This window comes from Pseudomonas sp. S2_F03 (assembly GCF_054668335.1).
The window spans coordinates 3,529,139-3,542,695 of the sequence record NZ_CP162759.1 but is presented as its reverse complement, the minus strand read 5'-3'; the positions used below and the strand labels follow the sequence as shown (position 1 = coordinate 3,542,695).

General features: G+C 60.1%; 10 protein-coding genes, 2 pseudogenes and 1 riboswitch. Of the genes and pseudogenes, 2 read left to right on the top strand and 10 right to left on the bottom strand.

The genetic code is table 11. The annotated features are described in order from the left end of the window. The 8 genes and pseudogenes from AB4N76_RS16575 to AB4N76_RS16540 all read right to left on the bottom strand — a co-directional run bounded on the left by AB4N76_RS16575 (position 1) and on the right by AB4N76_RS16540 (position 7,358). The gene (locus AB4N76_RS16575; RefSeq protein WP_046028379.1) at positions 1 to 525 is read right to left on the bottom strand and encodes a retropepsin-like aspartic protease family protein; all 525 of its coding nucleotides are present in this window, start codon (positions 523 to 525) and stop codon (positions 1 to 3) included. Continuing rightward, positions 522 to 1,511 carry an esterase-like activity of phytase family protein gene (locus AB4N76_RS16570; RefSeq protein WP_460163261.1) on the bottom strand — a complete coding sequence of 330 codons (990 nt, stop codon included), beginning with the start codon at positions 1,509 to 1,511 and terminating at the stop codon, positions 522 to 524. Before AB4N76_RS16570 ends, AB4N76_RS16575 begins: the two co-directional genes overlap by 4 nt. Continuing rightward, positions 1,511 to 3,415, bottom strand: a complete 1,905-nt coding sequence (gene parE, locus AB4N76_RS16565; protein ID WP_109785429.1) for a DNA topoisomerase IV subunit B — start codon at positions 3,413 to 3,415, stop codon at positions 1,511 to 1,513. Before parE ends, AB4N76_RS16570 begins: the two co-directional genes overlap by 1 nt. 41 nt (positions 3,416 to 3,456) lie before the next feature. After that, positions 3,457 to 4,065 (bottom strand): YqiA/YcfP family alpha/beta fold hydrolase, encoded by a 609-nt coding sequence (locus AB4N76_RS16560; RefSeq protein ID WP_046028375.1) that lies wholly within the window; start codon positions 4,063 to 4,065, stop codon positions 3,457 to 3,459. A gap of 188 nt (positions 4,066 to 4,253) precedes the next feature. Further along, positions 4,254 to 4,472, bottom strand: a pseudogene (locus AB4N76_RS16555) (DUF6124 family protein); the annotation flags it as partial. 901 nt (positions 4,473 to 5,373) lie between these two features. Then, complete coding sequence (gene cpdA, locus AB4N76_RS16550) at positions 5,374 to 6,189, bottom strand: 3',5'-cyclic-AMP phosphodiesterase (RefSeq protein WP_077432361.1); 816 nt, start codon at positions 6,187 to 6,189, stop codon at positions 5,374 to 5,376. A gap of 108 nt (positions 6,190 to 6,297) precedes the next feature. Next, positions 6,298 to 6,750, bottom strand: coding sequence for a DUF1249 domain-containing protein (locus AB4N76_RS16545; RefSeq protein WP_046028368.1), 453 nt, complete (start codon positions 6,748 to 6,750; stop codon positions 6,298 to 6,300). After that, positions 6,741 to 7,358 (bottom strand): NUDIX domain-containing protein, encoded by a 618-nt coding sequence (locus AB4N76_RS16540; protein WP_046028366.1) that lies wholly within the window; start codon positions 7,356 to 7,358, stop codon positions 6,741 to 6,743. Before AB4N76_RS16540 ends, AB4N76_RS16545 begins: the two co-directional genes overlap by 10 nt. Before the next feature lie 228 nt (positions 7,359 to 7,586). Between AB4N76_RS16540 and AB4N76_RS16535 the strand changes: the two genes are divergently transcribed. Then, positions 7,587 to 8,333 (top strand): RsiV family protein, encoded by a 747-nt coding sequence (locus AB4N76_RS16535; protein ID WP_046028364.1) that lies wholly within the window; start codon positions 7,587 to 7,589, stop codon positions 8,331 to 8,333. On the opposite strand, the gene cytX is transcribed toward AB4N76_RS16535, so the two are convergent. Both cytX and thiC read right to left on the bottom strand, forming a co-directional pair. After that, positions 8,302 to 9,594: a putative hydroxymethylpyrimidine transporter CytX gene (gene cytX, locus AB4N76_RS16530; protein WP_046028362.1), complete on the bottom strand. Its 1,293-nt coding sequence runs from the start codon at positions 9,592 to 9,594 to the stop codon at positions 8,302 to 8,304. The two genes, AB4N76_RS16535 and cytX, sit on opposite strands and share 32 nt — an antisense overlap. A 158-nt stretch (positions 9,595 to 9,752) precedes the next feature. Next, positions 9,753 to 11,641 (bottom strand): annotated as a pseudogene (thiC, locus tag AB4N76_RS16525) (phosphomethylpyrimidine synthase ThiC). 163 nt (positions 11,642 to 11,804) lie between these two features. Beyond that, a riboswitch (TPP riboswitch) is annotated at positions 11,805 to 11,910 on the bottom strand. Between the two features lie 193 nt (positions 11,911 to 12,103). On the opposite strand from thiC, the gene AB4N76_RS16520 reads away from it, so the two are divergent. Then, complete coding sequence (locus tag AB4N76_RS16520) at positions 12,104 to 13,546, top strand: TolC family outer membrane protein (protein WP_046028358.1); 1,443 nt, start codon at positions 12,104 to 12,106, stop codon at positions 13,544 to 13,546. The last annotated feature ends 11 nt before the right edge of the window (positions 13,547 to 13,557 follow it).

Genomic DNA, 13,557 nt, shown 5'->3' with positions numbered 1-13,557 from the left:
TCATCGGTTCGTTGTCTGGCGCAGCAACATGGTGCCACCGCGCTGGGTAAATTCAAGTTTGTTCAGTGCACTCATGCCGAGCAGCACCTGTTTGCCTTCCAGTCCTGGCGCGACCAGCGCGCGAACATCACGCAGCACAATATCGCCCAGTTGCAGCCGGTCGATGCGGGTGCGGTAGCCCTCGCTCAGACCATTGGCCGTGCTCAGGGTCACCCCGAAGCCTTGTTCCAGTTTCAGCCCTTCGGCCACGCTGGCCGGAATCGACACATCCGTCGCCCCGGTATCGAGCATGAAATCCACCGGGTGGCCGTTGATTGCGCCGCTGGCCACAAAATGCCCTTGGCTATTGCTGACCAGCTTCACTTCGATAAAACCTTCACCCTGTTCCGAGCTGACCACCACATTGGGGTTTTGCTGGCGCTCCTCCCATTGCCCGAAAAACCGTGTCGCCAGAAACAGCGCGGCACACCAGGCCAGCACCAACATGACCCGGCCGGCGCGTTTGCCCGGCGTTTGCTGGCTCACGGCTTGGCGCTCCAACCACCTTCAGGCACCGCGAAGCGCCAGACCACCGGGCGACTTTCGCCATCGGCGCGAGCACCGTTGTTGTTGTCGACACCGATCCAGACACCGTCAGCGTCCACGACCAACGCTTCTTCCAGCCCATAGTTCTGTGGATAACGACGGTTGGCCTGCAGCAGTTCTGCCGCATACGACCAGCAACGCTCGACTTTCACCGTTTGCAGATCGCGGCGGCAAATCTGGTACGCGTTGCGCTCAAGGGTGAACAGTTTGCCGTTGAACAACGATATATCGGAAAAATCCCGAGATACCGGTTTGGCATTGGGAAATTGCGGCGGCTGCATTTCCATGCCCGCCTCGCTCAGCAGCACACAGCCACCGTCGCAGTCCCATACCGTTTGTTTGCGCTTGATCGTCAACAATCCGCGGCTTTGGCGCTCGGCAGCGAACCACATCTGATCACCCGCCGGATTGATCGCCAAACCCTCGAACAGTGCATTGAATTGCAACAGCATGCCACTGGCCCGCGCTTCGCGAACCAGCATCGGCGAAATGTTCAGCCAGGTCGCCGGCCCCGTGAGCGGCACTTGCAGGACGGCCGCATGGCTTTCGCTGACAATGTAGCGATTGCCGGCGCCGTCACAGGTAATGGCTTCGAAATCCAGGTCGCCGCCACGTACGAAAGACGCCGCCCAGGCCCGCGAACGCAAGCCCCAGGGCAAACCGCTGTCCGGCACCGGCGGCACACCGATGCGCACGGTTTCAGCCTGCCAGACCGTGTCGCGGGTATCGAGACGGTAGATTTGATCGTCGTCGCGATCGGAAACTGTCCACAGGTCTTTGCCGCACTGAGCCAGCCCCGACAGGTTGCCGCCGGGCATGCCGTCAATCGGATGCTCGGCGACCACGCGCAACTCTGGTGCCGGTTCGGCAGAAGCCAAAACCGGGGTCAGCAGTAACGCACACGCCAGGGCAAAGCCAAGCCGCATCAACCAAGAACCTCGGCCAGGTTGCCCTTGGATTCGAGCCAGGACTTGCGGTCACCGGCGCGTTTCTTCGCCAGCAGCATGTCCATCATTTCCGAGGTCGCCTCGAAGTCTTCCAGCGTCAGTTGCACCAGGCGCCGAGTGTTCGGGTCCATGGTGGTTTCGCGCAACTGCGGCGGGTTCATTTCACCCAGGCCTTTGAATCGGGTGACCTGCGGCTTGCCGCGTTTCTTCTCGGCGACCAGACGATCGAGAATGCCATCGCGCTCGGCTTCGTCCAGGGCGTAGTAAATCTCTTTGCCCAAGTCGATACGGTACAGCGGCGGCATGGCGACGTAGACATGGCCGGCATCGACCAGCGGGCGGAAATGCTGGACGAACAAGGCACACAGCAACGTGGCGATGTGCAGACCGTCGGAGTCGGCGTCGGCGAGAATGCAGATTTTGCCGTAACGCAGCTGGCTAATGTCTGCGGCGCCCGGATCGACGCCAATGGCCACGGCGATGTTGTGCACTTCCTGGCTGGCCAGCACTTCGCTGCCGTCGACTTCCCAGGTGTTCAGAATCTTGCCGCGCAACGGCAGGATCGCCTGAAACTCTTTGTCCCGTGCTTGCTTGGCGGAACCGCCGGCGGAGTCACCTTCCACCAGGAACAGCTCGGAACGCATCGGGTCCTGCCCAGCGCAATCGGCCAGTTTTCCCGGCAGCGCCGGCCCTGCGGTGATGCGCTTGCGTTCGACCTTCTTGCTCGCCTTGAGGCGACGGCCGGCGTTGTTGATCGCCAGTTCGGCCAGCAGCATGCCGGTTTCCGGGTTGGCGTTGAGCCACAGGCTGAAGGCGTCCTTGACCACACCGGAAACGAACGCCGCCGCTTCACGGGACGACAGGCGTTCTTTGGTCTGGCCGGAAAATTGCGGTTCCTGCATTTTCATCGACAGAACGAAGGCGATGCGCTCCCACACGTCTTCCGGCGCCAGCTTCACGCCGCGCGGCAGCAGGCTGCGGAATTCGCAGAACTCACGCATCGCATCGAGCAAGCCCTGACGCAAACCGTTGACGTGGGTGCCGCCCTGGGCCGTCGGAATCAGGTTGACGTAGCTTTCCTGAACCGCGTCGCCACCTTCCGGCAGCCACAACAGCGCCCAGTCGACCGCTTCTTTATTACCGGCCAGGCTGCCGCAGAACGGTTCGTCCGGCAGGCGTTCGAATTCGCTGACGGCGTCTACCAGGTAGGAGCGCAGGCCATCCTCGTAATGCCACTCGACTTTTTCACCGGTGGCCTTGTCTTCAAAACTGACCAGCAACCCCGGGCACAGAACAGCCTTGGCCTTGAGCACGTGCTTGAGGCGGCTGATGGAGAATTTCGGCGAATCGAAGTATTTCGGGTCCGGTGCGAAGAACACGCTGGTCCCGGTGTTGCGTTTACCGACCGTGCCGATCACTTCCAGCTCGGTTTTCTTGTAACCATCGGCGAACGTCATCTGGTATTCGTTGCCGTCACGCTTCACGCGTACCCGGACTTCGGTCGACAAGGCATTGACCACCGAAATACCCACCCCGTGCAGACCGCCGGAGAACTGGTAGTTCTTGTTGGAAAACTTGCCGCCCGCGTGCAGCTTGGTGAGGATCAGTTCGACCCCGGAAACACCCTCTTCAGGGTGAATGTCCACCGGCATGCCACGGCCGTCGTCACTGACTTCCAGGGAATGATCGGCGTGCAGGATGACTTGCACCGAGCTCGCATGCCCGGCCAAGGCTTCGTCGACGCTGTTGTCGATGACTTCCTGGGCGAGGTGGTTCGGCCGACTGGTGTCGGTGTACATGCCGGGGCGTTTGCGCACCGGGTCGAGGCCCGAGAGGACTTCGATGGCGTCTGCGTTATAAGAGCTAGCGCTGGGAGTGGCCATGGGGTCTCGTCGTCAAATGTTCGTGAAATAGAGGCGACGGTTCACAGTGCTGTGAAATCGATCGCCTGATACAAATCTGCGCCGATACCGGCAAAACTCAACATTGCCGGCAGTTGTGCGGCAAAGCCCTGGAAACTATGGTCGCCGCCGGCCTGAATGCGCAAGGCACAGGCTCGGTAATACTGCTGGGCCAGGCGATAGTCCAGCGTTTCGTCGCCGGTCTGCAACCACACCTGATACCGCTGCGGGTCCTGGGGCGCCGGCACTTCCAGCTCGGCCAGGGCCGTCACGTGGTCGTGGGTCATTTCCCAAGTCTCATCGGTATACAGGTTTTTCTGCGTTCCCAGGAACCCGTCGAACATCCGGTGCGGACTGACGGCAGGGTTGATCAGCAAAGCCTTGAGGCCATGGCGCTCGGCCAAGTGAGTGGCATAGTAGCCGCCGAGTGAGCTGCCGACCAGCAGTGGCCGCCCCAGCTCTTCAATCGCCTGCTCCAGCTGACCGATGGCTTCGCGTGGGTGGTGGTGCAAGGCCGGGACACGCAGTTGATCGCTCAAGCCCAGCCGGTCCATCACTTGCATCAACTGCGTAGCCTTTTTTGAGGCCGGCGCGCTGTTGAAACCGTGGATATAAAGGATCGAACCGGACATTTGAGCTCCCTGTGCGTCGGGTAAAGAGGCGCAGTTTACAGGGAGATGGGGGGATCGGGGATATCCTCGGGATTCGAGGTGTTTGTACTGACGCCTTCGCGAGCAAGACCGCTTCCACAATGGATTGGCGTCGTAGACAAATCCCCTGTGGGAACCTGCTCGCGAAGAACGATGACTCGGTCCAACAGTTACGTCGGATCGACGTTATCCAGCGCCCGATTCACCGCCAGTTCGGCCAGCATGACCAGCTGCTGAATTGCCATCGCCGTATGCCGGTCAGGCCCAAGCAGACGCGCCGCAAAATCGCTGGCCATCACACTCGCCGAAGCCAGTGATTCACAGGAATGGGCCAAAAGACTTTCCGTGTCCATGTCGGGGACGATCATGTACATCGTGCTGGGTTTGCGGGTGGGGGGATTGGGAGTTGGTTTGAACATAGCAGTACTCCAGAGGAAGAGTGGAGCCACTTACAAATTACCGCGAAGCAATTTGGGTGGCAGCTGTACGCAGGTTCGCGGACCGATCCTCTGGCAACTCGGCATACCCGAAGGTATCCCGCGCACAGCCGCCATGACACGAAACGACAGACAGCCAAAAGCGCTGTCGTTAGGCGGGGGCGATTATGCCTGAGAAAACGGACCGCGAAGCCCGATCGCTGAATGTGTCAGCGACAGACCAAAGGTCAGAGATGCCACGTCCGACGGACAACCTGAAAATATCGCGGGAAGGTTCTGAAATTTTTGCTGACCATTAAACAGCGCCGCCAGTGAGCCCGCCTTCGCGAACAGGCTCGCTCCTACAGGGAATGATGTACATCGGCTAGAAATTGGTCGGCTGTCAGGCCGCCATCGCTGGCAAGCCAGCTCCCACAGGGGATTGGTGTACATCAGCAAGATATCGGTCGGCTGTCAGGCCGCCATCGCTGGCAAGCCATGCTCCTACAGGGAATGAGTAAACCGGCCGCTTCTCACCACTCATCAGGCCGAGCGTTAGCTCGCCTGCAGCCCTTGATCTTGATCCACCCGCCCCTTCGGGAGGCTGAGTGGAGGTGTTCATCCGGGGAGTGGCGCGCAGCGCCGTTCGACGCAGTCGAACACGCTGCATGTAGGTCGAAGCGAAGCCGACCGGAGGGCAGTGTCCCCGGATGAATACCGGAGCGAAGGAACGCCGAGCCCCAGCGAGGGGCCGGACGCTCGGGGCGAGCCTTTTTTTGCTTACTTTTTTTTGGCGTTTGAAAAAAAAGTGAGTCGCCGTAAGGGCGAAACCCTAAGCCGCCGTTACCGCAGCAACGGATATGCACCCAAAAACTCAGTAGCCGTTGGAGCCGTAATCAACCTGAAAATCAAACCCGGTGACCCGTTCGACACCGGTTTCGATCCGCCCATCGGGCAACAACCGCAACCAGCGATACCCCGGCGCCTGCTCCCCGACCTTGAAATCATCGCTGCCCGGCTCGAACTGAATGCAGGTCGACGGCGAGGCAATCAGGCGAACGCCCTTACGCAGCTGATCGATCTCTTGATGCACATGCCCCCACAAAACCGCCCGCACCTGCGGAAAACGATCGAGCACCGCAAACAACGCCTCAGGGTTGCGCAACCCGATCGGCTCCATCCAGGCACATCCGATCGACACCGGATGATGGTGGAAGCAGACCAGATGATGCCGATCCGGCGCCTCACTCAGTGATCGAGCCAGCAACTGCAACTGCTCATCCTGCAAATAGCCCGGCACTGAACCCGGCACGGCGGAATCCAGCAGCGTGACCCGCCAATTGGCGACGTCCACCACCGGCTCCAGCAATGCGCTCTGCACTGCGGCCTCGGCCATGATCATCGGTTCATCGTGATTGCCGGGAATCCAGCGCGCCGGGGCGTCGAGTTGCCGTGTCAGGTCGCGAAATAGCTGATAAGACTCCAGCGTTCCGTCCTGGGAGAGATCGCCACTGGCAATGATCAAGTCGATATGCGGCTGCTGAAGCTGCACCAATTCGATCACTTTTTGCAGGCTGTCCCGGGTGTTCATGCCCAGCAACGTCCCGTCCGCTTCGGCGAACAAATGGCTGTCGGAGAGTTGCACCAGCAACGCCGGATCGGCGGTGGTCAATGTGGATACGCTCGGCAAGGCGTTCTCCCAGGGCTGAATCACGGGTGTGGATAGGTGCCGCAATTATGCTGGGGGACGATCAAAAGAGGAAACCCGTGAACCGGACGCAGTTCACAACTAGGGCGCTCAACGCACAACCGCGTACTCGTGCCCGCAGGCCAGACAATGGCTGAGCCACTCCCCCAAGAACATGTTCAGTTGGGCTTTTTCGTCCGGCTGATGCATCGAGGCGTTCGGGTAAGGATAGACACCACGAAATCGCCGGGCATGTTCGGCGCTGACCACTTCGGCCATGCAGGCGTCGTGATAGACCTGCACTTCCAGTTGCGGTACCGGCAGCCAGGGCAGGCTGTGTTCCTGGCGCACTTGCAGGGTCGTGGTGTACGGACAGACCTGCACCACTTCCAGCGCCAGCACGCCGAGCATCTGTTCACCGTGAGTCACGGCAATGCGCCGCGCCGCCGGCTCGTCGCGCATGTCTGGCAACAGTCGCATCAAGCGTGCGTAGTTGGCCTCGCAGGAAGCTTGCAGCCCCGCAAGGTCCACCCGATAACGATCGCGCAGCTTGTTTACGACCATAACCCCCTCACTTCAGCGCGGTTTAAAGCTAACCATTGCAAGGCAATGATGCTGGCCGCGTTGGCAATTCGTCCGTCACGCACGGCTTGCAGGGCATCTTCGAACGCCCAGACCGTGACGCGGATATCTTCAGCTTCTTCCTCCAGCCCATGCAGGCCGCCAACCCCGGTGGTTTCGCAGCGCCCCAGGAACAGGTGCACAAACTCGTTACTGCCGCCCGGCGACGGGAAATATTTGAGCATCGGCCAGAGCGCCCCGAACACAAGCCCAGCTTCCTCCTGCCCCTCACGGTGAGCAACTTCTTCCGGCACTTCCTCCTTATCGATCAGACCAGCGACCAGTTCGATCAGCCACGGGTTGTCGGTCTTGCCCATGGCGCCGACGCGAAACTGTTCGATCAGCACCACTTCGTCGCGCTGCGGATCGTACGGCAGTACGCATACCGCATCGTGGCGAACAAACACTTCACGATTGATTTCGCGACTCATGCCACCGGCGAACAGTTCGTGGCGCAAATGCACACGGTCGAGCTTATAAAAGCCTTCGTAGCATTTTTCGCGCCGCACGATATCCACGGCGGTCGGAATGGCGTTGGCAAAATCAGTCATGACAATCCTCTTTACTGCAAATCCGTTACGAGGTTCCTTTTTGTGACTTGCAACCTCGACTTCGCGCCATCCTAACGCGCCCGCGACATTTGATGCAGCCCCTTTCCCGTCAGCGGGATAGACGGTGAGGGCGAAACCAACTCTAATTAGCTTAGTGGCGAACTGACTGCTTCGTTGATAGTCGAAGCGGATAACTTTTTGCCTTCCCCTGTTTTACAAAGGACGCCCATGTCGCTTTTTAAAATCGCCTCCGTGGCCGCAATCGCCCTGACGCTGGGCGCCTGCCAGAGTCTGTTTCAGCCCAACTACCGGGCGCCGCTGGAAACGACCCGCGATGCCGCCGAAACCCTGAAACCGGGTTGCACCACCCCCGATTGCCCGCTGGTGAACATCGATACCGTGCACTTTCCCGCCGAACCGCAATTGGACGGCATCGTCGAAAAACGCTTGCTGCTATTGACGCGCACCTCACCGGACGCCCCGGTGGCACCGACGCTGGCAGCCTATCGCGATGAGTTTTTGCGCACGGCCAGCCCGCGCACCAGCAGCTATTTGCAAGCCAAGGTACGTGAGCAGCATGACGGCTTGGTGATCGTCGAGTTTTCCAGCTACCTGGACACCGGCGGCGCGCATGGCACGCCGGGCCGCAGCTTTATCAACTATTCACGCCAGCAGCACAAAGTGCTGACGCTGTCGGACATGCTGGTTCCGGGTCAGGAAGAGGCGTTCTGGAAGGCGGCACAAGTCGCGCATAACAGCTGGTTGATCAGCACCAAGCTCGATCAGGAACCAGAGTTCGTGAAGAGCTGGCCGTTCCAGAAAACCCAGAACGTGGCGCTGACCTACGGCGGGGTGATCCTCAAGTACGAAACCAGCACCATTGCGCCTTACGCGCTGGGCCATATCGAACTGAAGATCCCTTACCCACGCCTGAACGGCATCATCAAGCCCGAGCTGTTTCCCGGCCGTAACTGAAGGCTCGGCCCAATACCAGTTGCAGCAGCCCTGCCAGAATCAATGACGGCAGGGTTGCGCCGATGTCCGGATACAGATTGGCCAGCAAATGATAGGTGCTCACCCCGCCCAGCCAGGCGAGCAACGCCGGCCAGCGCAATGCGGCTGACGCGACTTGGGCACTGCGTTTGCGCAGGATGAAGTGATCCACCAACACCACGCCGAACAGCGGCGCAAACACCGAACCGATCAACAGCAGGAAATTCTGGTACTGGGCCAGTGGCGCCAGGCAGGCGATCAGCGTGCAGATCACGCCGATGGCCAGCGCCAGATGCTCGACTTTCAAGCGCAACAGAATCCCGCTGGAAACGGCCGCCGAGTGAATATCGGCGAAGGCGTTTTCCGACTCGTCCAACAGGATAAGCAGCAGCGGAATACCCAGGCCGGCACCGGCCAACGCCAACAGCAAGGCATTCACTTCACCACTCGGCGCGAACGCCAGGGTGTAAGCCACGCCCAGGCTCATCAGCCAGAAATTACCAATAAAGAAGCCAATGGCCGTGCCACCGAACACGTTTTTCGCACGCTTGCCGAAACGCGAGTAGTCGGCAATCAGCGGTAGCCACGACAGCGGCATCGCGATCGCAATGTCGAAGCCCACGGCGAACGGCATCGAACCATCGCCGGCCTGCGCCCACAAAGCGGCCAGATCGGCTTTGGCGAACAGGTTCCAGGTCAGCCAGATGCACGCCGCCAGCAACAGCCAGATGCCCCACTTGCGCAGGATTTGCCGTACGAATGTGAGTGGCCCGCTGACCGCCAGCAAGGTCGCCAAGGCGCCGAAGAACAAAGTCCAGAGCAGTGGATTCGACAGCAGGCTGCCTTCGCTGAACGCCCGCGCACCCAACAGGCTGGCGGCGTCGCGCATGACGATGATTTCGAACGAGCCCCAACCGATCAGTTGCAGCAGGTTCAGCACGGCCGGCAGGCTCGCGCCACGTTTGCCGAGGCTGAGTTTGAGCGCGGCCATGGACGACAGGCCCGTGTCGCTGCCGATCACGCCGACCGCAGCCAGCAGCAGAACGCCGACCAGCGTGCCGAGGAAGATGGCCAGTAACGAACCGGACAGGCCCAGGCCTGGCGCCAGCAGCGCACCGGTCTGGAGCACCATCAGGCCAATGCCGAGGGAGAACCACAGGGAAAACAGATCGCGCCCGCCGAAGACACGCTTGTCGGTCGGCACGGCGATATCGGGAGAATAGGTACTGGGTTGAATGCTCAAGGGTGTTATCTCAGAGGGACATTTGTTGTTGTGTTGACCATCGAACCTGTAGGAGCAAGGCTTGCCCGCGATGGCGATCTCGAGGACGCCATCGCGGGCAAGCCTTGCTCCTACAAAAAAACAGCGCCAGCCTTGAGAGACCGGCACTGCCAGTCAGATCAAACCTTCTTGTACAGCTGACTGCCTTCCTGCTTGAACCGCTCAGCCTGATCCGCCAATCCCTGGGCGACGTCGGCATCAACGGTGTCGATCCGCTGGTTGGCCGCGTATTCGCGGACTTCCTGAGTGATCTTCATCGAGCAGAATTTCGGCCCGCACATGGAGCAGAAGTGCGCGACCTTGGCCGAATCCTTCGGCAGGGTTTCATCGTGATACGAACGGGCGGTGTCTGGATCAAGGCCCAGGTTGAACTGGTCTTCCCAGCGGAATTCGAAACGCGCCTTGCTCAAGGCATTGTCGCGGATCTGTGCGCCCGGATGCCCCTTCGCCAGATCGGCGGCATGCGCGGCGATCTTGTAGGTGATGATCCCGGTCTTCACGTCATCCTTGTTCGGCAGGCCCAGGTGTTCCTTCGGCGTGACGTAGCACAGCATCGCGCAACCGAACCAGCCGATCATCGCCGCACCGATACCCGAGGTGATGTGGTCGTAGCCGGGTGCAATGTCGGTGGTCAGCGGGCCGAGGGTGTAGAACGGCGCCTCGTCGCAGCATTCCAGCTGCTTGTCCATGTTCTCTTTGATCAACTGCATCGGCACGTGTCCCGGGCCTTCGATCATGCACTGCACGTCGTGCTTCCAGGCGATTTTGGTCAGCTCGCCGAGGGTTTCCAGCTCTCCGAATTGCGCGGCGTCGTTGGCGTCGGCAATCGAGCCCGGACGCAGGCCATCGCCCAGCGAGAAGCTGACGTCGTAGGCCTTCATGATTTCGCAGATGTCTTCGAAATGGGTGTAGAGGAAGTTTTCCTTGTGGTGCGCCAGGCACCACTTGGCCATGATCGAACCGCCACGGGAAACGATACCGGTCACGCGCTTGGCGGTCAGCGGCACATAGCGCAGCAACACGCCGGCGTGGATGGTGAAGTAGTCAACGCCCTGCTCGGCCTGTTCGATCAGCGTGTCGCGGAACAGCTCCCAGGTCAGGTCTTCGGCAGCGCCGCCGACTTTTTCCAGGGCCTGATAGATCGGAACGGTACCGATCGGCACCGGCGAGTTACGGATGATCCACTCGCGGGTTTCGTGAATGTGTTTGCCGGTGGACAAGTCCATGACCGTGTCCGAACCCCAGCGAATGCCCCAGGTCAGTTTCGCCACTTCTTCTTCGATGGACGAACCCAGCGCGCTGTTGCCGATGTTGCCGTTGATCTTCACCAGGAAGTTACGGCCGATGATCATCGGTTCCAGTTCGGTGTGGTTGATGTTGGCCGGAATGATCGCGCGACCACGGGCGATTTCGTCACGGACGAATTCGGGGGTGATGATTTTTGGCACGCTGGCACCGAAGCTGTGGCCGGCGTGTTGCTGGTCCAGCAGGCCGGCAGCGCGGGCCACTTCCAGCTTCATGTTTTCGCGGATGGCGACGTATTCCATCTCGGCGGTGATGATGCCTTTACGGGCGTAGTGCATCTGGCTGACGTTGGCGCCAGCCTTGGCGCGGCGCGGGTTGTTGACGTGAGCAAAACGCAGCTTGGTCAGCTCGGCATCGGCGAGGCGTTCCTGACCGAAGTTGGAGCTCAGGCCCGCCAGGCGCTCGGTGTCGCCACGGGACTCGATCCATGGCGAGCGCACATCGGCCAAGCCTTGCGCACGTCGATGATGACGTTGGGGTCGGTGTACGGGCCCGAGGTGTCGTACACAACCACCGGCGCGTTGATCTCGCCGCCGAAGTCCGTCGGGGTCACATCAAGGCTGATTTCGCGCATCGGTACGAGGATGTCCGGACGAGAGCCCTGGACATAGATTTTTTGCGAGCGGGTAAACGGCTGAACCGATTGTTGATCGACTTGGGCCGAATCACTCAGGTTCGTTATGTTTTTTGGTTTTATCGTCATCACGGGCTCTCCGAACACATCCAGGCAGTGGATTTTTGTCGGAGCGAACCTGTAAACGAATGGACGCACGTGCGCTGGGGAAACCAGCTGTGCTGTGCTCAGTGCTCGAGGGGTGTTCGATTGTCGAACAACATCCCGGACGAAGCACAAGAGGACTCGCCGGGGGACGAGAAATCTTGTTCCCTACGCAGGCGCTAACCTGATCAGGTTCAACGGGATCCGAAATTATTCGATCTCAGCCTCATAGCAAGGCACCCCGACAAGAACCCGGCCAGTCTAGACACAACCGGCAAAGAACGCCAACACCGCTGCAAACACCGTGATGAATGGCGCATACAGGATTGTTGCCGCCCTCGTGCACAACTACACTCGCTACGCCGAGCCATGCATTGACGTGGTACGAGCCGCGCCTCAGACTCGGCGCTCAAATTACTTATGTAATATTAATTCTAGGGAACGCCTATGCTGCGCAAACTTTCACTGGCCCTTGCCGTGTCTTGTGCGTCTTATGGAATGGCCTGGGCAGCAGAAGCGCCCTTATCGACCAGGAACGACCTGGTCAGCGTCTACCAGGAAGCGAAGAACAACAACGCCGACCTTGCGGCGGCCATCGCTCAATACGGTGCCCAGAAAGAAGTCGTGCCCCAGGCGCGTGCCGGCTTGCTGCCCAACCTCTCGGGCGGCGCCGACGTTGCCAATGTGCGCACGGCAATCGATCAGCCTTCGTCGACGGCCAACCGCAATGCACGCTCGTATCAGGCCACCCTGGCACAGCCGCTGTTTCGTGCCGATCGCTGGTTCCAGTTCCAGGCAGCCAAGGAAGTCAATGAACAGGCCGCCCTGCAACTCTCGGCCACCGAGCAAAACCTGATCCTGCAAACCGCTGAAAACTACTTCAATGTGTTGCGCACACAGGACAACCTGGCGTCGACCAAGGCAGAAGAAGCGGCGTTCAAACGCCAGCTCGACCAGTCCAACGAGCGTTTTGACGTTGGCCTGTCGGACAAGACCGACGTGCTGAACTCACAAGCCAGCTACGACACTGCACGCGCCAACCGAATCGTTGCACAGCGTCAGGTGGATGACGCGTTTGAAGCGCTGGTCACCCTGACCAACCGTCAGTACAACTCGATCTGGGGCATCAGCCATAAACTGCCGATCCTGCCGCCGGTGCCGAACGACGCCAAAGCCTGGGTCGAAACGGCGGCTCGGCAGAACCTGAATTTGCTGGCCAGCAACTACGCCGTCAGTGCCGCCGAAGAAACCCTCAAGCAGCGCAAGTCCGGTCACTTACCGACCCTCGACGCCGTGGCGAAATATGAAAAAGGCGACAACGACGCGCTGGGGTTCAGCAACCCGAACAACCTTCCCCAGGCCTACGGTGGCGACGTCGAGCAAACGACAGTGGGACTGCAACTGAGCATCCCGATCTACAGCGGCGGCCTGATCACCTCGCAAGTGCGTCAATCGTACTCACAGCTGGACCAGACCGAGCAGCAACGCGAATCCTTGCGTCGGCAAATCGTCGAAAGCACCCGCGACCTGCATCGCGCGGTGAATACTGACGTTGAGCAGGTACAGGCGCGCAAGCAGTCGATCATCTCCAACCAGAGTGCGGTGGAAGCGACCGAGATCGGTTATCAGGTGGGGACACGCAACATCGTCGACGTACTGGACGCGCAGCGCTCGCTGTACACCTCGGTGCGCGACTACAACAACACCCGCTACGACTACATCCTCGACAACCTGCGCTTGAAGCAGCAGGCCGGCACGCTGAACCCGGGGGATCTGGAAGACTTGAAACGCTTCCTCAAGGCTGACTACAACCCCGACAAGGATTTCTTGCCGCCCGACCTGGCCAAGGCCGCGGAAGAGCAACTCAAGTCACGACCGCCCACCCAGTAATACTTGCGGCG

Coding starts and splice junctions, on each gene's coding strand:
- AB4N76_RS16570 (WP_460163261.1), bottom strand. CDS start 1,511: ATGCGGCTTGGCTTTGCCCTGGCGTGTGCGTTACTGCTGACCCCGGTT.
- parE (WP_109785429.1), bottom strand. CDS start 3,415: ATGGCCACTCCCAGCGCTAGCTCTTATAACGCAGACGCCATCGAAGTC.
- AB4N76_RS16560 (WP_046028375.1), bottom strand. CDS start 4,065: ATGTCCGGTTCGATCCTTTATATCCACGGTTTCAACAGCGCGCCGGCC.
- AB4N76_RS16545 (WP_046028368.1), bottom strand. CDS start 6,750: ATGGTCGTAAACAAGCTGCGCGATCGTTATCGGGTGGACCTTGCGGGG.
- AB4N76_RS16540 (WP_046028366.1), bottom strand. CDS start 7,358: ATGACTGATTTTGCCAACGCCATTCCGACCGCCGTGGATATCGTGCGG.
- AB4N76_RS16535 (WP_046028364.1), top strand. CDS start 7,587: ATGTCGCTTTTTAAAATCGCCTCCGTGGCCGCAATCGCCCTGACGCTG.
- AB4N76_RS16520 (WP_046028358.1), top strand. CDS start 12,104: ATGCTGCGCAAACTTTCACTGGCCCTTGCCGTGTCTTGTGCGTCTTAT.